Origin of the sequence: Bacillus sp. AP8, assembly GCF_000321185.1 — a bacterium.
GTDB classification, from domain to species: Bacteria; Bacillota; Bacilli; order Bacillales; family DSM-1321; genus Bacillus_AD; species Bacillus_AD massilioanorexius.
Genome location: NZ_CAPG01000003.1, coordinates 35,834 through 55,642, shown reverse-complemented (window position 1 = coordinate 55,642; position 19,809 = coordinate 35,834). Strand labels below are relative to the sequence as shown.

The window sequence follows — 19,809 nt, the reverse complement described above, 5'->3', positions numbered from 1 at the left end:
AAAACTTCATAATTTTTTCTCTTGTGATGGAATATTGTGAATAGATTCACTAATTGGATTTTTTATGAACAAAAGCTCACAGATATAGACACATTATGATTAAAGACCTATACTTGTTTGGAAATGATCTTTTAAGTAAATTTCTGAAGATTTGGAGTGAATCACACATGAATCTTTATCAACTCTATTATTTTAGAACTCTTGCCAAGTTGGAACATTACACGAAAGCTGCTGAAGAGCTTTCTATGACTCAACCAAGTTTAAGTAATGCCATTTCTACTTTAGAATCAGAATTAGAAGTCCGATTATTCGAAAAGCACGGTCGCAATATTAAATTAACGAAATATGGAAAAATGTTCTTACCTTATGTAGAGAATTCTATAAAGGAGCTCGAAGCTGGGGCTAAAAAGATGAATGAAGTTCGAAGCCATAGTGAAGGACTAATAAGCTTAGGATACATTTACACCCTCAGCTCTTATTTTATTCCCAACCTCATTAATAGTTACATGCAAGAATACCCTAATAAGGACATAAAATTTGCTTTTGAAGAAGGTCGTACGCGAGAATTTTGCAGTGCAAGTTTAGTTAAAGACTTAAAAGATGAAAAATGTGATTTAATTTTTATCTCGTTAATTCCAAGTGATCCAGAAGTTGAATTTATTTGTATCGGTGAGCAAAACTTAGTTGCGCTTCTACCTAATGATTGTCCTCTAGCAAGACATGAAACAATTGATTTAAAAGACATAGCACCTTATTCTCTTATTCAATACACAGGGAGAATTGGATTAAAACGAGAAATTGAAAGCCTTTTCAAAGAAATTAATATGATTCCAAAAGTTCAATGTGAAGTAGCAGATGATCTTTCAATGGCAGGGTTAGTAGCAGCTAATGTCGGGATTGCGATAGTACCAGATAATCCAGCTTTTCGAAATTATAATATTACAGTACGACCTATTAGTAATCCATCCTATAAAAGAAAAATTTATCTTGGTTACATGAAGCATAGATTTGTATCCGAATCCGTTTTAAGTTTTAAAGATTATGTTATAAAAACGTTAAACGAATCCAACACACCGAACTCAATAGAGTTAGGGTTAACAAACATTAACCACAATCAACAAAATGAAAAACAATTAGTACACTCATAAACCCATTTTTCTGTCTACAACTTAATAATTTATACTTTTTCTAGTTAGTTAATTATTCTTAGCAGTCAAAGATTTAGATGTACTTGAAACCTAAGTACATCTAAATCTTTGACTGCTATTTCTTTTGCATTCTACTAAATCTATAAATTCAAAGAATTGATTGGTACTTCGAATGCTTTCAGAGACTTTACGCGAGTTTTGATGAAAGTATGATGTATACCTTCCTTTAGAATTCCCCTATTTTATCAAGGGTTTTACATCATATTTAATCTTTTACTATTAAAATATCAGACAGATTTCAAACTCTCTATTTTCCATTTTATAGGAAGATTATTAAAGATTCATAGGTATCTCCTATAAATCACGACAAATGGGTAACAATTACGAATTATTCATTAAATCAGACACTTGCTATACTTTAACCGTAAAGAAGATTAGGTACCTAAATTTCAAAATAGATTCAGGAGGAGAAAAGATGAGTAAATTAACACCAGAACAATTTGAAGCTTATAAAAAACAAATTCGTGAACTAGTAGAAGGTCGTTACGATGAAATGCAAAATGACATCGAGGTTACAAATAAGTTCCCACAAGAGTTTTACGATTTAAACATCAAAAATGATTTATATCGTGCTCCGCTGCCTTCAGAATACGGTGGTTGGGACTTAAGTGAAACACAAATATTAGAGCTTCAAGAAGAATTCAGCCGTGGCCCAGGTGGAATGCGTATGCACTTACACTATGCAATGGACCTAAACTGGCGTCCTCTTTACGATTACGGTTCAGAAGAATTAAAAGCAGAATATATGCCTTTATTCCAAGATAAAACAATCTTCACTAACTGGGCTGTAACAGAGGAAAAAGGTGGTACTGGTGCTGATATTCAAACAACAGCTGTTAAAGATGGTGATGATTACATCATTAACGGTGAAAAATTCTTAATCTCTCATACAGACTGCAGTAATTGGTCTTATATTACTTGTGTAACAAATCCAGATGCAGATAAAGATCATCGTTTATCAACTTTCATGGTTTCTGCTGACACTCCAGGTTATGAATTAACTCCAATGCCACATATGATGGGCTGCCGTGGGTCAGGTCATACAGGATTAAAATTTACAAACATGAGAGTTAACAAAAAGTTCCTTCTAGGTAAAGAAGGTCAAGGCCTTGAAATCGCCATTCATTCCTTATCTGTTTCTCGTGTACATATTGCTGCTAGTAACCTAGGTATGGCACAACGTATGCTTGAAATTACTTTAAAACGTGCTCATGATCGTGTGACTTTCGGAAAACCAATTATTCAACGCCAAGCAATTCGAATGAAAATTGCTGATATGGCTACTTATGTTCACGCTTTACGTACAATGGTTCGTGACTTTGCTAAAGATTACGAGAAAGATCCTAAAGGAGAATATATTGAAGAAAAAGCAGCTATGTGTAAACTATTCAGTATCCAAGTTACTAAACTTGTAAGTGACGAAATGCTAGAAATCTTCGGTGGTATTGGATACTTTGAAGATTGTGAATACGGTCCTGTTGAACGTCTATACCGTGACTGTCGTGCAATGTGGTTAGAAGAAGGTACTCCAACTGTACAACGTATTACTATTGCTCGAAATACAGTTAAGCATGGTGGAGTTTTACAATACGAGGATTAATCCAGAGAATTCTGAGATTTCAAAAAGACATCGGCTTAATGGTCGATGTCTCTTTATTTACATATTTATGTTAATTATCCCCACATACAAACAAGGAGGGAAATACATTGATCGAACAAGAATTCAGTCCACTAAGAAGCAGAGCAACTAGGAAGCCTTGGCCACAATGTCCCGATGTCGTCATTTATCGTTGTAGTCATTGTGGAAAACTATATCAATTACTGGACTACGATAAACCCGTTGAAGAGCCAGTTTGTTGTGAAACACCTATGAAAATATTAAATCCAATACCTTTAAAAGAAGTCTCATCGGATATTAATATAGACTATCAAATTGTTGGTGGACATAATCAAAATGCCGTGCAAGTGTTTTGGGAAGAAAACAGGATTGAGGATAAGCCAGAGTGGATATTACTTAAAACCTATACAGGGGGATACATCAAATATATGACTCCTAAGAAGTTACCTCCCATGGTATTCCCATTATCAGATGAGGATGCCTATGTTTATTGTGACGAAAAAGTTTGTTTACAGTGCGTCTTTCGTTGTAAACGTGGATTTATGATCTATGTATACATTAAATCAATAGGTTTGATAGAAGTCCCTTTAGATAAGATGAATGCTAATTATTAAGTATATTAGGAGTACTCCTTACTAGTTAAACAATAAGGACTGATATAAAATGGATATACGATTTTTTCTATACTATTATAAAACGAAAAATTTAAATAAATGAAACAAAGAAAGAGGGTATCCAATAAAATCATACCATTTGGAACACCCTCTATTCATTTCTATATGTTCCATACTAGTTTCAAAATAAAGAAAAACAATGTTATCCGTTTCTTTATGAACTCTTTGTCATATCTGTTTGCTTAACAAAAGCTAAAATCACAATTGTACTAATAATACATAATGTTCCAAACCAATCTTCGAAACCAAAAGAGACTTTTAACCAAATAACCGAAAGCAATGTAGCGGATAGTGGTTCGACACATGCTAGTAAACTTGTTTCTGTTGCACTAATATACTTTAAACTGTCTAAATAACAATAGAAAGCAATAAGTGTACCAAAAATCACAATAAATATAACTGCAAAAAAAGCATTCATAGACCACTGTCCTTGAAAATCCCATGGAGGATGAATGAAACTAAAACTTATTCCTCCTATTAGCATTCCCCATCCTATCACAAGTGAAGAACCATATTTAGCTAGAAGTTTACTTGGATGTAAGGTATAAAAGGCTAATGAAAAAGCTGATGTAAGACCCCAGAACAAAGCGATGCCGGATATAGATAGGCTCTGTATATTCCCATGTGTTACTAGCATGAATGTTCCAAATAATGCTAAAAACACGGCTATTATTTCTTTTTTACTTGGTATCCTTCTCCATTTCAAAGCAAAATAACAGCTGATTAGCATCGGTGCAATGTATTGTAAAACCGTCGCAGTAGCTGCATTAGAATGCTTAATCGCTGCAAAATAAGTATATTGAACAGCCAACATACCTAAAATACTAAATATAAGTAATGATACTACATCTTTTTGATTTTTCCATACAATCCAAATGTTTAATTTTTCTTTCTTGCTCGCAAAAATTAATAATAAAAGACCTGATATTAATAATCGTACAACCACTAGCCACTCAGGATTAAACCCACTGTTTTGAAATAAATATTGAGCAACTGTTCCTGAAATACCCCATAAAGAAGCTGCACTAAGAACTAATATTATTCCTTTTGTTTTTGAATATGACACAGTAACACTCTCAGAACTCATATGCTCTCCTTGCTATTCTGCAATTCTAATTTAAGACTGTTTTGTTGTTTTCAAATAAATTCGTGAATAAAAATAACATAAAAGGATCGATTGGAGCGCAAAGTACAGGACTCCTATGGAAGCAGTGGGAGACAGGTAAAACCCCACAAAAGTTCGCCTCCGCCCCTGTAAAAAACAAGATCCTCGGAGCTGAATTACTTCAACCGATTCATAGTAAATCAACATTTATTAAAAATGTAAAACGTATATCCGTAGCATCATTTACTAAAAAATAACTGCGTATAGATTTAGTATTCACATGTAATATACCATATATTTACGTAAACACAAATATTTTATCGGAATTTTCAATCAATTAAACAACAACTCAATTCTTTTATGTAACCATTCAAATAGATTCGACACGATTTCTTCAAAGTATTATAATATCTATTTGAATAAGAGAGGTGTTCATCGTGCAAAACAGCAAAAAGAATATAGGTTTACCGCTAGTCATATCCATTATTGCTATTTCATTTTCAGCTATCTTTGTTAAATGGTCGGACGCTCCAGCATCCATTTTAAGTATGTATCGAATGTGGTTGGCAAGTATTTTAATGCTACCGATTATCTGGATCAAACGAGAAGAGTTTAAAAAAATTACGAAAAAAGATTTTATTTTCTTATTTTTTTCTGGAATCTTTTTAGCTTTTCACTTTTTACTTTGGTTTGGCTCTTTAAAGCTAACGACTGTTGCTAGTTCCACAATTATTCTTGCTCTGCAACCGATTGTATCATTAATAGGAGGTTACTTCTTGTTTAAAGAAAGAACCACATTATCAGCATTACTCACAATGGGTATTGCCATAATTGGTGCAATGATGATTGGCTGGGGAGATTTAGGATTAAGTAAAGATGCAATAATTGGTGATTTACTATCCTTTTTCAGTGTAATTGCTGTTGTTGGGTACTTATTAATTGGGCAAAGTATTATAAAAAAAGTATCTCATTGGATTTATAGTTTTTGTGTATTTTTATTCGCTGCAATTGTCTTATCAATCTATAATATTTTTGCAGGAATTTCCTTTACAGGATATGAAGCACGTGAATGGGGAATCTTTTTCTTGTTAGCCATTGTTCCAACAATTTCTCATGTTATCAATAACTGGTTATTAAACTATGTAAATGCTACTACTATTTCTATGAGTATATTAGGAGAACCAGTAGGTGCCTCATTATTGGCAGTTATATTATTAGGAGAACAACTCGTAGGCTGGCAAATTGCTGGAGGATTGTTTGTACTAGTTGGTGTCTTTTTATTCTTATTCCAACAACAAAAACAAGTGGATCATCATAATATCGTAAAAAAGAAAGAATCTTGCGCGTAGTTATACCCATTTTCACTCCAGACAACAAGAACATACGCTCTTTATTATGAAGATAAATATCCTTTCCTTTTTAGGGAATACTAGCATTATACATTCGTATAAATAAAACAATGGATATAGTGAAGGAGAACATATGATAAACAAAATTGGTAAAATAACGATTTACGTGAACGATCAAGCGGCGGCTAAATCTTTTTGGACCGAAAAAATGAACTTTGTAGTTAAGTTCGAACAACAAATGGGGCCAAATATGACATGGTTAGAAGTAGGGCCAAGTGAAAGTGAGTTTACAACATTCGTATTATACGATAGAAACTTAATGAAACAGCATAATCCATCTCAAAATGTCGAGCATCCATCAGTGATATTAAGCACAAATAATATCGAAAGTGCATACGCAGAAATGAAGGAAAAAGGCATTGAAGTAGATGAAATAATGAAAATGCCATACGGATCAATGTTTTCATTTAAGGACCATGAAGGTAATTCCTATTTATTACGTCAAGATTGATATACCAATTTAACTGTGTGATAAGATACTTTTTATAAAAAATGATTTTTTTCTAATCACAGAAAAAAAACAGGTCAATTTGTACAAATTGGCCTGTTTTTTATGTTGACTGTTTTCTTATAAATTTTTTTTCATAAGTTCGCTGAATCAAATCAACATAAAAGGATCGTTAATAGGTTCGAGACTTCTGTGAGAGCAGAATCAACCTATATGAACTACTAGTTCAATGACCATAAAATTTGTGAAAACAAGCCTTTATATTCCCAAAGAGCTACTATAGATGAGTATAAGCATCTTTTTATGTTAGGATAGTGATATACAAAGAAGGAGGAACTATCAATGACTTTTAACCCTATAATTGTTGCCGTGATAGTCGGCATCGTCTACGGAGCAATTAGGACAAGCACACAAGCTCAAAAAGACGAAAAGAAAAAGAAATCCAATCCTTATTTAGAAAGTATTATTGTCAGTCTTGTCGTATATTTAGCGGTGAGTACAATTAATTCGCTATAAAACACTTTCCTTAAAGATTCCATTCCAATAAAAAACGGCATATATTATGTGATATACCTAATTATGCCGTTTATTTCTTATTGATTCTGAATTAAGTAGTCTTTTAAGAAAGCAACGAAACTTTGTAAATCCTCACTTGTTGTAAAACCTGCTTGAGCGGACTCTGCATTTCCTCCACCCTTCCCATTAAACTTGGATAGATGGGCCTTAAAAAGTTGACCACAAGCAATCGATTCTTTTGTACCATTATTCTTTAATATCACTTTGTTTTCCGCAGTTGATGCTAATAATACGATGAACTCATCTTCCTCAGCCAATTTTGAAGCTAATCTTAGTAAATCTTTCAAAGCCTTATCTTCAAAAACATGTGCCACTATCTTTCCTTTTGTTTGTTGGAGCAGCTCATTAATTTGATAACTTTCTAGCTTTTCATTTAAACTTTCTAATTGTTTTTCCATATCTTGTTGATCTTGATCCCATTTATCAACGCGGTCTAAAATGGTATTTCTCCCAGTGTTAAATCTCGCAGAAAGTCTACTCAATATTTGCAGTGCACTATTATAATCTTCTTGGGCCCTATAACCACATTTAAAAAAGAGTCTAACCATTCCTTTTTGTTTTTCCACTTTGATAATTTTAATCATACCTATTTCTCCTGTTTGTGAAACATGTGTCCCACCACAGGCATTATATTCAATGTCTTCTATTTCAACAATTCGAATATTTTCTGTAACCTTTGGCTTTTTTACTAAAGTAATTTCTTTTAATTGCTCATTTGTTATAAAGTAGCTTGTAATTTTTCGATTCATAAAGACTTGTTTGTTCACTTCATCTTCGATCCACTTTACCTGTTCTGGATTGATGTCAGGTATGTCTATATCAATACTGGCATATTCTTTCCCAAGGTGAAAACTAACCGTACGTGCATTTAGTAATGTCAGGCATACTGCAGACAATAAATGTTGTCCACTATGTTGCTGCATATGATCAAATCTTCTCTTCCAATCTATCAGACATCGTACTTTATCACCCTCAGGCAACACTTCAACCTTATGTAATACTTCTGCATCTTCATTGAAGACATCCAACACAGGAATTCCATTAATGGTTCCTTCATCACTTGGCTGTCCTCCTCCTTCTGGATAAAAAGCACTTTCTTCGAGAACAACAAAATATTCATTTTCTCTTTCAAATTTTTTTATACATTTTGTTTCCCATTCTATTAAGTAAGAAGAGTCATAATATAATTTCTTCGTCATATAAACTTCCTCTCTAACATTGGTTGTGTAAGTCCTGGCTATTACTAGTAATATTACGGCTAACTAGAACATCAGTCAAATAACGCAAAAAACAGCTTGAATAATCCCCCACCTTTTTCAAATGATTAAAAAAGATGCCAGCAATCATTGTAAATATCCAATAATCCCTGACATCTTTCAATCTATTATTCTACTTCAAAATATATTTTTTCTAAACCAACAAATGGAACTTTAGAATTACCTAATTTAACATTTGTGAACATTAACAAAGTATTGTCTACTTCATTATAAAACATTTTATTTATTGTTCCATATGTGTTGAATTGATCGATTGGTTCCATTGTTAAATAATCATAAGCCTGAATATAATTCTTTTTATTTGCTGTATAGAACTCTCCATTGACAGTATCAAAGGCAATAGAACTATATCCTTTATCCAATTGGCCATAGTATTTCATGTCTGCACTTGGTGTTAACGATGAACGAAAAATATGTCCTGAACCATTAAATATATATTTTCCATCAGGTGTTAACGTTAAATCCGTACTGATATCGTAATCACCATGGTAAGGTGATCTTTGTTCAGCACTTAAAGCACCATCCGTTATAGAATAGGACCCCATCGTAATTGGTGAGCCTGACGTATTTATACGATAAATTCTTTTTTGTGATGGATGCATCTCAATAATATTTTTCTGATAAATACTTTGAGAGCTTAATAGTTTTCCAGTTGAACTATCAAAGCTTTCAATTCTTGAATGTTGACCTGAACCTGAAGAGATATAAACAATTCCATTATCATCTGCTACAATATCATATGGATCAAGATCAATATTAATAAGCTTTTCTTGTTTCATAGTATTAACATTAATCACAGCAAAGGCGCCTTCTTGCTCTTCATCCCACCAACTAGAATTATGCTTTCCTTTTAGTTGAGTCACATAAATTTTATTATTCGCATAAGCAATGCTTTCAGCTGGGAGTGTTAATTCTACTGATTCTATATCATACGTATCATAATTAAGTACTACTACTTCGTTTGTGCTAGCATCTAATAAATAAATAAGCGGTTTTGTTGGATGAAAAGCATAATCAATGATATCCAGATCAAAAAGTGCTTCTAAATATGAATCCGCCACACCTGGATTTTTAGGTTGAAATGCAGGCTCTATTATTCGTGCCATAAATGCTGAAAATTGACCTCTATCAATTGGAAGTGATGGCTTAAATGTACCATCAGAATATCCAACCGTAATGTTATTTGCAGCGAAAGAGGAAATAAAACTATACGCAGCAGAAGAAGGTGAAACATCTACAAAACCTTTTGGATAGATGCCTCTTAGTTCGTATGCTCTAACGAGAATTATAGCCATCTCTGCACGTGTTAATTTTCCCCTAGGATCAAATTTATTATTTCCTTTTCCAGAAATAATTCCAAGTTCAACAGCCTTAGCTACATCCTCATAGCCATTATCCCCAGGCTTAATATCCACAAAATTTGGATTTGGTACTTTTTCAAGCTGTGGCTTCATTTCACGCATAATCATTTGAACTGCCTGAATTCGTTGAATTGGAACATTTGGACGAAAAGTACCATCTTTATAACCATAAATAATTTCTTTACTAGTTAAAAATTCAATCTCTTTTTTAAAGCTTGTCACATCTTTAAAAGACGTATTTGTTGCTGCTTCACTCGATGAATATGGAAAAAATAGACTTAAGACAAGTAACATAATCATACATTTACTAATTAATTTCGACACTACTAACTTCCTTTCTATATTGAGACTGCACTATATTATATAAGAATTTAACAAATATTTAAAAACTTTACATTATTTAATTAATAAAATAATATATTCCAAAAATGGTGATCTCTTATTTCGTATAGATTGACATCGTTTTTAAAATAGAAAATTTTAATTTTTTGTAATATTTTCGCGCATTATTAAATAGCAAGCTTATGAACTGTTTAGTATAATAATAGTGACTAGTGTTTGTTTCGAAATTTACGAAGATGAATGGTAGAAAATACTAAATTTTCCGTAAAGAGTAGAAAGGAGCAAACAGCATGAAAGACATAATTAACGATTTAATTGCAGAACAAGTAGTAGTCGATTCACTTGTGAATTCTTTAACAGAAGAACAATGGCATATGGATATCCCTGTGGAAATGTGGAATCTAAAAGACGCAATTCTTCATATTGCTTTCTTTGATTATGCAGCCAATAAACTGATGTGTGGGGGCGCGGATGATTTAATGGCAATTTCTCCAGAATCAGGTGAAGACAAATATGTTCGAGCTACAGCATTCCATCATTTAACAGGTGCGGAAGCATTAGCTTGGTGGCGAGAAGAACGAACTCGTATGACAGCAACCTTTTTTGATAAAAACCCTAAAGATAGAATTCCTTGGGCACCAGGTTTACCAATGTCCGCAAAATCACTTGTTTCAGCAAGATTAATGGAGCTTTGGGCACATTCAGTTGATATCTACGATGCACTTGGAATCGAACCTGTAGTAGAAGATCGAATAGCTCATACTTTATTTTTATCATGGCAAGCACGACCAAATGCTTATCGTATCAATGATTTAGAATTACCAGACACTCCAATGTATTTAGAACTCGTATTGCCTTCAGGAAAGATTTGGGCGAAAGGTGATCCAAGTGCAGAAAACTACATTAAAGGTAGCGCTAAAGAATGGGCATTAGTTGCCATTCGTCGTAGAAACTGGATGGATACAGATTTAGAAGTTGTCGGAGAAGAAGCACGTCGTTATGCTTCCGTTGTACAAACTTACGCAGGGTGGGCTGATCCAGCACCCGAAGCAAAAAGACAACGATAATAGAAATCATCATAACGTTGACCACTGGCTATACCAGTGGTCTTTTTACATATCATATATAAACAAAAGCGCAAACATCTTGAAAATAAGAAATATCAACTAAAATCACCACGTCCTGTGACACCAACTACATCTTGTTAACCTCCAACCAGCATAAGAAAAGCTAGTTAGAAGGTCGCTCTTTATCTTTACGGATTCGCTAGAGCATAGAGGAGCTAGACACTGAAGATAAATTTCAATATGTTTGATGTAACAAAGAAAAGCTATTCCTTTATAGTTGATTTCATAACCATAAAGAAATAGCTTATTCTTATGCATTATTCATTTGCGAATCAAGTATGATCTAAATACTCTCTTTGGACAATAACGCCTTTATCATACAAGTTTTGAATTTCTTCTTTAGACAATCCCAGTTCCTCTAGAATATCATCATTATCCATCCCTATATTTGGAGCTCCTCTCCAAATTTGACCTGGGAAATTCTTTAATTTTGGTACTATATTAACACCCTTTATTGTTTCTCCGTTTCCTGCTTCCCATTCTGTAAATACTTCTCTCGCAAGGTATTGTGGGTTTGTCATACAATCCTCATAGCTCATAATTCTAGAACAAGGAACTCCCGCATCTAAGAAAGCCTGCTCAGCTTCCTCAGCGGTATGTTTTTCACAGAAAGCTTTAATGTTTGCTTCAAGCTTTTGACCTGCTGAACTATCTAACTCCAATAAAGATACACCAGCTGGAACCTCATCACTTCCATACGTCATACCCATTAAAGGCAATCCCTTTTGTAAAACACCACTACCTAAATACAATAAATAAATTTCTTTTTGATCCATACAAGTGAAGGTTCCATATCCTGCAACAAAGTTGCTATGGCTACCCTCCTTAATAAACTTTTGACCAAATCTAGTATAATCTATAGGATAACGAGACTGTGTTCGCATAAGTAACTCAAATTGAGCAACATCGATACTTTCACCTTTTCCTGTTTCCCTACTTTTCATAACAGCAGCTACAGAAACCCCAAAAGCAAAGAAAGCTGCTACATAATCTGCCGTTAATGGATTTGTAGGCATAGAGGGCATACCAGGAAAACCATTCATATCCATATATCCACCAAAAGCTTGTGCAATAGGATCATAGCTTGGACGCTTTATATAACTCGGGTCTCCCGTTTGACCAAATCCTGAAATATGAACGATAACAAGGCGAGGATTCCTTTCCCAAAGAACTTCATCACTTAATCCCCAACGTTCATATTGTCCGCCTTTAGAAGCCTCAATAAATACATCCGTTTCTTCCATCATTTTTAGAAAAATTTCTTTTCCTTCTTCATTTGCAATGTTCATGGAAATGTTTCTCATATTTTTACGATCTTGCTGCCAACAGCTTCCTGTCATACTGCGACTCATACACGGAACTGATGGATTTTCTATCCAAATGACATCTGCACCATAATCAGCGTATAGCTCAGCTGCAAATGGTCCTGCAATAGATACAGAGCTATGAACAACCTTGATACCTGAAAGTAATCCAAACTGTGGTATATCTGCTCTCTTTACCATCCTAATTCCTCCTGAATGAAGTGGAAACCTTTATTTATATTCTTTTAGAATCGCTCTACCTGCAATATGAATCATTACTTCGTCTGTGCCTCCACCAATTCTAAAGACACGGTTATCTACCCATAGACGTGATATACGACAATCTGTTGTGTATCCAATGCCTCCCATAATTTGCATCGCATCATCAATTACTTCATTTGCTGCTTGAGCACAATATAATTTAGCTAGAGCAGATGAGATTTGAACAGGTTTTTTATTATCCACTTCCCAAGCAGTTTTATAAACCATGTTTCTCATATTTTCTATTTTCATTTTCATAAATGTGATTTTCTCTTGAATCAATTGATTTGCTCCAATAGGCTTACCGAATTGAACCCTTTGATTAGCATAACGAGCAGCATCTTCAAAAGCACATTCAGCTGCTCCTAATAATGAAGCAGCAATTAATAATCTTTCTACTTCAAAATTAATCATTAATTGCATAAATCCGTTGCCTTCAACACCAACTAAGTCTTTTTCCTCAACTTCTACATCTTCTAGGTACACTTCACAAGTATCAAGCATATGCCAACCAATTTTTCCTAGTTTTTCAATTTTAATTCCAGATGCATCCATAGGTACCCACCACATAGAGAAAGCATTACGTTTATCTGCATCACCAACTTCATCGGCATTTCGTGCCATACAAAGCATATAAGGTGATCTTGCCGCATTACTCATGAATGTCTTATGTCCATTTAAATAAACTTTTCCATTTTTACGTTTAAAAGTCGTTGCAATGGCACTACTATCTGAACCTGCTTGTGGTTCAGTAAACCCTAGTACAAAGGCAACTTTACCTTCTTTTATAGCATCCATCGTTTGTTTCTGTTGCTCTTCGGATCCAAACTCTAGCATATCGGCAATAGACAATGCTTGTCCAAAGACAAAGTGTGGACCGCCATTTTTTGTAATTTCCTCAGCTATTAACATCATTGTTTGAATATCAATTGGTGTACCACCATGTTCTTCAGGGACCCCTAATAAATTAAAACCATTTTCCGCTAGTGCTTGTTCAAATCTAGTAGGATAGCTGCCTTTTTCATAGCATTCCTTCATATATTCTTCTGTACAATCTCTTGCCATAATCTCTCTTAAACTTTCTAATAACAATTCTTGTTCTTCAGTAATATTGAAATCCATCTCTACCACTCCTAAAATATTTATTATAAAATAATCTTTTAAATTTTAATTTTCATAATTTCTAATGCGCACAAAGCTTTTCTCTATATTTTTGTATTAATTTATACTTCTGTATTTTCCCCGCATCATTCATTGGAAATTGATTTATGAAGTCCAAATACAACGGTTTTTTATAACTTGATATATAGGCTTTACAATGATTTTGTAGTTCCTCAAGTGTTAATGTGCATCCATTTCGTAATTGAACTACAGTCATAACAGCCTCACCCAATTTTTCGTCAGGTACACCAAACACAATACAATTTTCAACACTAGGATGTGAACGAATGGTTTTAACTACTTCTTGTGCAAAAACATTTTCTCCACCAGATTTAATCATGTCTTTTTTACGAGACATTAAATAGTAGTATCCATTTTCATCTTTTTTCATCATATCTCCCGTACGCACCCAGCCACCATCAATCATAATCTCCTTATTTATCTCTGGATGATTATAATAACCAATCATTGTTGTTGGACCTTTTACAACACATTCTCCTACTTCACCAATAGGTACTTCTTCATTTTTATCATCTATTATTTTCATTTCTAAAAACGGCATTGGCTTCCCAATACTATTCATTTCAGGTAGATCCTTCTCAGCCATTTCTAATGTCAGAATGAGACTAGATCCTGTTCCACTTTCCGTTTGTCCCCAGCCATAATTCATTTGACAATTAGGAAATCCTTTATAGATTCTTTGCGTAATCTCAGAGCATGTAATACCTGCCGCACTTTGTACCAATCTTACTGAGCTTACATCATATTTTGAAAAGTTTGGCGCATTCAACAAACGTAAATATGTGCTTGGAGGTAACAATAATAAATACGTTACTTTTTCTTCTTCAATTAAAGACAAAATATCTTCTTCTCGAAATTTATCACATATGATTAAAGTAGCTCCCGTTCCTATGACTGATACAAACCAACTATGTCCTCCATGATGCTCTAAAGGACACTGAATTAATACAATTTCATCAGGATTAGCGGCCATTTTACTAGACATCATGACACTCATTATTTCAGCTATATCATTATGATGTGTTCTCATTACTCCCTTTGGAACGCCTGTAGTTCCTCCAGTAAATTGAATACGTGAAAGGGCATTTTCATTTTGGAATAACAACGGTTCTTCCTCACTATTCATTTCAGCAATAGATTCCAAATTCCAATAATGCTGACTTGAATTCCCTGAACAGATAAAAAATTTCAACTTTGGAAGTTCTAATTTTATAGCATCAACTTTGGATATAAATTGATCTGAAAAAATCAATGCTTTACAATCTCCTGCATTAACTAAATAAGAAATTTCCCTAGGAACTAAGCGAAAATTCAAAGGAACTGCTATGGCACCAATTTTTTGTATAGCAAAATATATTTCTATTAATTGATTAGAATTGGGTAACAAATATCCAACCTTATCCCCGACTCCTATTCCAAAGTCTAAGAGACCCCTAGCAATCTGATTGACTTTACTATTTAATTCACTATAGGTAATCCTTTTGCCCTTATAAATAATCGCTGTCTTCTGTGGATAACGATTTGCATTTAATATCAAAAGTTCAGCTATATTTTTATATGGCATCCTAAATTCTCCCTTCACAGTATTTAAAGAGTCCTTCTCGATATTTGTTATTTTAGTTAACATTAACCTCCGTCTGCTCGGCTATAAAACAATGCTTCTTGCTATATGCTCGCGTGATGAATGTTAATAAAACAACAATTCCGTAAGAAATTAAACAAATAATCCATGCTAGTCGATAGGAATTTGTTAAATCATAAATATACCCAACACCTATTGGGGTTAGAGCACCAAATGCTCCATTTGCCACTGTAATCCAGGAATAAATTTGACTGTACTCTCTTGTTCCAAAGGTACTTCTTACAGCCAGTGGAGGAATAATAACAATTGATGCATAAGCAATTCCAAACAAGCTAGTACCAATAAAAAACATGACCACACTTTGTTCAGACAGCAACAGAATCATTATTCCAAGAAAGCCTAAACAACACGCAGTAATAGACGTTCTTTCATACCCAATTTTATCCGTTAAAGCACCAAGCGCAATTTTACCAATGATACCTCCGATCATAATGCAGGAAACACCTGTAGCTCCTACTGTCGCAGATAACCCTTCAGAAACGGCAAAGCCTGGTACTTGCTGAAGCATAGAAGCACACATAACAAGTAATCCTGAAAAAATAAAAATCATATAAAAAGGGACACTTTTAAAAGCTTGTTTCGCGGTCATTCCATACTCTTGTACAACTTTGTTATCTTTTACATCATCTTCTTCACCATATGGTTTCAAACCCATATCAGAAGGTTTATATCTTAGTACCAAAATCACTAAAGGCAATGAAAGGATAAGAGAAAAGGTTCCAAGTGCAATCCGAGTAAATCTCCAGCCATATTCAGTAATTAACGCACTACCAATTGGATTAGTAAATGCAGCTACTAAACTTGCTCCCGCAACTACAATCCCCAATACAGTACCTACATTTTTCTTAAACCAATTGTTTATAAGCAAAGGAATTGGGATATACATTAAACTTGCATAACAAATTCCTAAAACAACGCCGGCTATATACCAATGAGTTAATGAATTAAAATAAGCACTTAAAGCATAGGTTGCTCCCATTACAAAGCAAGGCACACCAATGGCAATTTTTATATTTATTTTTGGAAGAATATATCCCACAAATGGCAGTGTGACAGTCATTACGATTTGAATAATTGTTAAATAAAGATTCATCTTCGCTAACGGCCAGCCCATTTCTTCACTAACAGGTTTCAAGTATATTCCAGCCGTATTTGCTACTATCCCCATTACGCACGCATTAACAGCACAGCAACAAGCAAAAATCCACCAAGCATAATGAATTTTTCGTTTTTTAGGATTTTGTATTTTGTTATTCATCTATCCCACTCCAGTCTATAAAACCATTGTGTATTTTTTCACATAGGTAGATAAAAATGATTATTTTTTATTGAATTTAGCTGCTGTTTCTTTATATGCTACAGTTTGAGTGCAAAATGGCGAAGCAGTTGACTCTGCTTCTAATACCGAATCAAGCATAGTACTCATTGTAGCATTTGTTATATTCTTTATAAGCTGAATCGATGTGTTAGATAAAGCCGCTATTTCTTGAGCAAACGCTAAAGTTCCTTGTTCCAATTCCTCTGCTGGAAATACCTTGTTTGCAATCCCTAGTTTATAAGCTTCCTCTGCCTCAACAAAACGTCCTGTAAACATTAACTCTTTTGCACGATAAGGTCCCATTAACTGTGGTAAAAACATCATTGTTCCCATCTCTGGGATAATTCCAACCTTAACAAAATTAGCAGTGAATTTTACACGATCCGAGACATAAATCATATCACAAGCCAATGCTAATGCCATCCCCCCACCAACAGCATAACCATCTACCATTGCAATGACGGGCTTTGAAATATCTTGGATTGTACGTATGGTTCGATTGTATTTTTTTAATGTAAAGCGTGTTTCTTCTATAGTAAATCCTTCTGGACCAGCCTGTTTTAAATCTCCTCCAGCTGTAAAATTCTCTCCTTCACCCTTTAAAATAATAACCTTTACATCAGGATTAGCATCAAGAGCATTTAATTGATCTGATAACATATCCATCATGACGCGATCAATCGCATTTTTTCTTTGTGGCTTATTAATGACTAAAAAAGCAATCCCTTTCTCTCTTATATCCGTATAAATTACGTCTTTCACAAATATGCCCTCCTCGTTTTATTGCCCGACCATTTATTAACGAACACTAAATCTTGATACCTGCAATATATCCCGCTTTTGTTGCATCTGCCATTCGAGAAGGCTTGATACAGTCACCAACCACATGTATTTCCTCCACTTTACCTTTTAAGGCATTTGCTAAATCTAGATTTTGTTCAAAACCTAATGTAACAGCTACTGTATCAGCTGGTGTAAAGAACTCTTTCCCATCAGCTCTTTCAGCAATGACACCTTTTTTCGTAATTTTTTTTACTTTAGTTAATGGTTCTAAAGCAACATGGGGTGACTTTTTAAAAGCTGAAGTGATATGAAAACGATCACTGCCTCCAACGTCCCAACCAATTTTCTTTCTTTCTTCAAAAATTGTTAACTCTCTATTGTGCTCCATCATTTCTTTACCTAGTTCACAACCTGGTAATCCTCCACCAATGACAGCAATACGTTTACGAAGTGGCCATGGAGAAATACTCATTGCTGTACGTGCTAATTTAGGCGTATATATAAATTTCAGAAATATAGATGCACTATTCCACATTATCTTATTGAAAACACCTGGTTTTTTAGGAGGCTTTCCATTCAGCATTTCTAAAAAGTCATGTGATTGAACAACATTACTCCCTTTACTTCCAGGTACATCCAGGCCAACTGGATGACCTCCCACAGCAACAACAACAGCATCTGGTTTTACTTGTTCAACTAAGGCTGGAGTTACCGTCGTGTTTAATTTCACTTTAATTTCTGGATGCTTTTTCAAAAATGTTTTATAGTAATCGTTTAATCGTTCATAAGTAGGACTAAAAATAGCACTCATGACTAGACAGCCACCAATTCTTGGTCCTCTTTCATAAATGGTAACATTATGACCTCTTTTAGCAGCTGTTGTTGCTGCGGATAAACCTCCTGGACCACTACCGATAACCATGACATTTTTCACCTTATTCGCTTTTTGAAGTGGTTGATCAAGCTCTGGACCTAAACGAGGATTTACCCCACAGTATTCTAAGGCTTTACCTTGGCTGACTACATCATCCAAACAACGGCAACAGCAGATACATTTATTAATATCTTCAGGTCTACCTTGACACACTTTCTTAGCAAAATCAGGATCCGCAATGTTATATCTTAGTCCAGCAATAATGTCTGCTCGATGATTTTTCAATATTAATTCCATTACATCTGGATCTGTTTCACGATAACCTGTGGCAACTGGAATATCCGTTACCGTTTTAATTTTTTCAGACACCCAAGACCAATGACCATCAGGAATTTCTTTAGTAGTTAAAGGTACAGATGACTCATGCCAACCAATAGCTAAATTGTGCATATCAGCACCAGCTTTTTCAATAATTGGTGCCACTTTTAATGATTCTTCAATGCCATGTCCTTCTGTAATTCCCTTTACATATTCAAGTGGAGACCATCGAACTAGGACAGGAAAATCAGGGCCACAAGCTGTTTTGATAGCTTGGATTACTTCTACTGTTAAGCGACATCTATTTTCTAGGCTACCACCATACTCATCCGTACGATTATTCGTTGCTGGTGAAATAAAACGATTCAATATGCCTCCGACACCAGCCATAACCTCTACTCCATCCCAACCCGCTTTTTGTAAGGTTAATGAACATTGAACCATTTGCTTTTTAAAAATTTCAATATGCTCCTTCGACATTGTCGTAAAAGGATGCATTCCTTTTAAGATAACTGTTTCAGACGGTCCCCATGGCTTTTCTTCATCCTCATCGTTTGGTTTCCAATCATGGACTGCCCAAGGTTGACCAATTAAAATACCACCATGTTTTTGAACAATATTAGCCATTTGTTTTAAACCTTCTACATGTTGGTCATTATATGCAAATGGTAATGGATGACCCTTTTCAGGTTTACGATGAAAGAATGCAACAGTTTGACAAATAAGAGCCATATCACCCGCTGCTCTCTCTTCTAAATAATTCAACATACGCTTAGTAGGCGCACCTTCATCGGTTACATAACCATGACCAGGAGACATTGAAGTAGTCATCATTCGATTTTTCAATGTTAGTTTTCCAACTTTTATTGGAGAACTTAATGTTGGAAACTGTGTCATAGATCCTTCCTCCTTAACGATTTTACATGTAAATTTCTTGTAAAAAATCGTTTCATTATATTGAAGTGTTGATACTTCATAAAAA

The 19,809-nt window shown here is 34.4% G+C and carries 16 protein-coding genes; 7 read left to right on the top strand and 9 right to left on the bottom strand.

Annotation, left to right across the window (positions count from 1 at the left end; genetic code table 11):
* Positions 1 to 167 precede the first annotated feature (167 nt).
* The 3 genes from BN349_RS00430 (at position 168) to BN349_RS00420 (ending at position 3,440) form a co-directional block, all read left to right on the top strand.
* Positions 168 to 1,148: a LysR family transcriptional regulator gene (locus BN349_RS00430; RefSeq protein WP_019240288.1), complete on the top strand. Its 981-nt coding sequence runs from the start codon at positions 168 to 170 to the stop codon at positions 1,146 to 1,148.
* 475 nt (positions 1,149 to 1,623) lie between these two features.
* The gene (locus tag BN349_RS00425; protein WP_019240287.1) at positions 1,624 to 2,808 is read left to right on the top strand and encodes an acyl-CoA dehydrogenase family protein; all 1,185 of its coding nucleotides are present in this window, start codon (positions 1,624 to 1,626) and stop codon (positions 2,806 to 2,808) included.
* A gap of 107 nt (positions 2,809 to 2,915) precedes the next feature.
* Positions 2,916 to 3,440 (top strand): hypothetical protein, encoded by a 525-nt coding sequence (locus tag BN349_RS00420; RefSeq protein WP_019240286.1) that lies wholly within the window; start codon positions 2,916 to 2,918, stop codon positions 3,438 to 3,440.
* A gap of 214 nt (positions 3,441 to 3,654) precedes the next feature.
* On the opposite strand, the gene BN349_RS00415 is transcribed toward BN349_RS00420, so the two are convergent.
* Positions 3,655 to 4,587 (bottom strand): DMT family transporter, encoded by a 933-nt coding sequence (locus BN349_RS00415; RefSeq protein WP_019240285.1) that lies wholly within the window; start codon positions 4,585 to 4,587, stop codon positions 3,655 to 3,657.
* Positions 4,588 to 5,042: 455 nt separating this feature from the next.
* Here BN349_RS00415 and BN349_RS00405 point away from each other — a divergent pair, with 455 nt between their 5' ends.
* From BN349_RS00405 to BN349_RS25680, 3 genes are all read left to right on the top strand, one after another.
* Positions 5,043 to 5,954, top strand: a complete 912-nt coding sequence (locus BN349_RS00405) for a DMT family transporter (protein ID WP_019240283.1) — start codon at positions 5,043 to 5,045, stop codon at positions 5,952 to 5,954.
* Positions 5,955 to 6,087: 133 nt separating this feature from the next.
* On the top strand, positions 6,088 to 6,465 hold the full coding sequence (locus BN349_RS00400; protein WP_019240282.1) for a VOC family protein: 378 nt from the start codon (positions 6,088 to 6,090) through the stop codon (positions 6,463 to 6,465).
* Between the two features lie 339 nt (positions 6,466 to 6,804).
* Complete coding sequence (locus BN349_RS25680; protein WP_019240281.1) at positions 6,805 to 6,978, top strand: hypothetical protein; 174 nt, start codon at positions 6,805 to 6,807, stop codon at positions 6,976 to 6,978.
* 77 nt (positions 6,979 to 7,055) lie between these two features.
* On the opposite strand, the gene BN349_RS22970 is transcribed toward BN349_RS25680, so the two are convergent.
* Both BN349_RS22970 and BN349_RS24635 read right to left on the bottom strand, forming a co-directional pair.
* Positions 7,056 to 8,237: an alanyl-tRNA editing protein gene (locus BN349_RS22970; protein WP_019240280.1), complete on the bottom strand. Its 1,182-nt coding sequence runs from the start codon at positions 8,235 to 8,237 to the stop codon at positions 7,056 to 7,058.
* Positions 8,238 to 8,422: 185 nt separating this feature from the next.
* The gene (locus BN349_RS24635) at positions 8,423 to 10,000 is read right to left on the bottom strand and encodes an S-layer homology domain-containing protein (RefSeq protein ID WP_019240279.1); all 1,578 of its coding nucleotides are present in this window, start codon (positions 9,998 to 10,000) and stop codon (positions 8,423 to 8,425) included.
* A 308-nt stretch (positions 10,001 to 10,308) separates the two neighbouring features.
* On the opposite strand from BN349_RS24635, the gene BN349_RS00380 reads away from it, so the two are divergent.
* On the top strand, positions 10,309 to 11,085 hold the full coding sequence (locus BN349_RS00380; protein WP_019240278.1) for a TIGR03084 family metal-binding protein: 777 nt from the start codon (positions 10,309 to 10,311) through the stop codon (positions 11,083 to 11,085).
* Positions 11,086 to 11,417: 332 nt separating this feature from the next.
* Here BN349_RS00380 and caiB read toward each other — a convergent pair whose 3' ends face one another.
* The 6 genes from caiB to BN349_RS00350 form a co-directional block, all read right to left on the bottom strand.
* Complete coding sequence (gene caiB, locus BN349_RS00375) at positions 11,418 to 12,650, bottom strand: L-carnitine CoA-transferase (RefSeq protein WP_019240277.1); 1,233 nt, start codon at positions 12,648 to 12,650, stop codon at positions 11,418 to 11,420.
* Positions 12,651 to 12,680: 30 nt separating this feature from the next.
* Positions 12,681 to 13,832 (bottom strand): acyl-CoA dehydrogenase, encoded by a 1,152-nt coding sequence (locus tag BN349_RS00370; RefSeq protein WP_019240276.1) that lies wholly within the window; start codon positions 13,830 to 13,832, stop codon positions 12,681 to 12,683.
* Positions 13,833 to 13,893: 61 nt separating this feature from the next.
* Positions 13,894 to 15,456 carry a class I adenylate-forming enzyme family protein gene (locus BN349_RS00365; protein WP_026089100.1) on the bottom strand — a complete coding sequence of 521 codons (1,563 nt, stop codon included), beginning with the start codon at positions 15,454 to 15,456 and terminating at the stop codon, positions 13,894 to 13,896.
* Between the two features lie 52 nt (positions 15,457 to 15,508).
* Complete coding sequence (locus BN349_RS00360; RefSeq protein ID WP_019240274.1) at positions 15,509 to 16,792, bottom strand: MFS transporter; 1,284 nt, start codon at positions 16,790 to 16,792, stop codon at positions 15,509 to 15,511.
* Between the two features lie 60 nt (positions 16,793 to 16,852).
* Positions 16,853 to 17,614, bottom strand: a complete 762-nt coding sequence (locus BN349_RS00355; protein ID WP_019240273.1) for an enoyl-CoA hydratase/isomerase family protein — start codon at positions 17,612 to 17,614, stop codon at positions 16,853 to 16,855.
* Positions 17,615 to 17,660: 46 nt separating this feature from the next.
* Entirely contained in the window at positions 17,661 to 19,724 is a 2,064-nt protein-coding gene (locus BN349_RS00350) for an oxidoreductase (RefSeq protein WP_019240272.1), read from the bottom strand.
* Between the last annotated feature and the right edge of the window lie 85 nt (positions 19,725 to 19,809).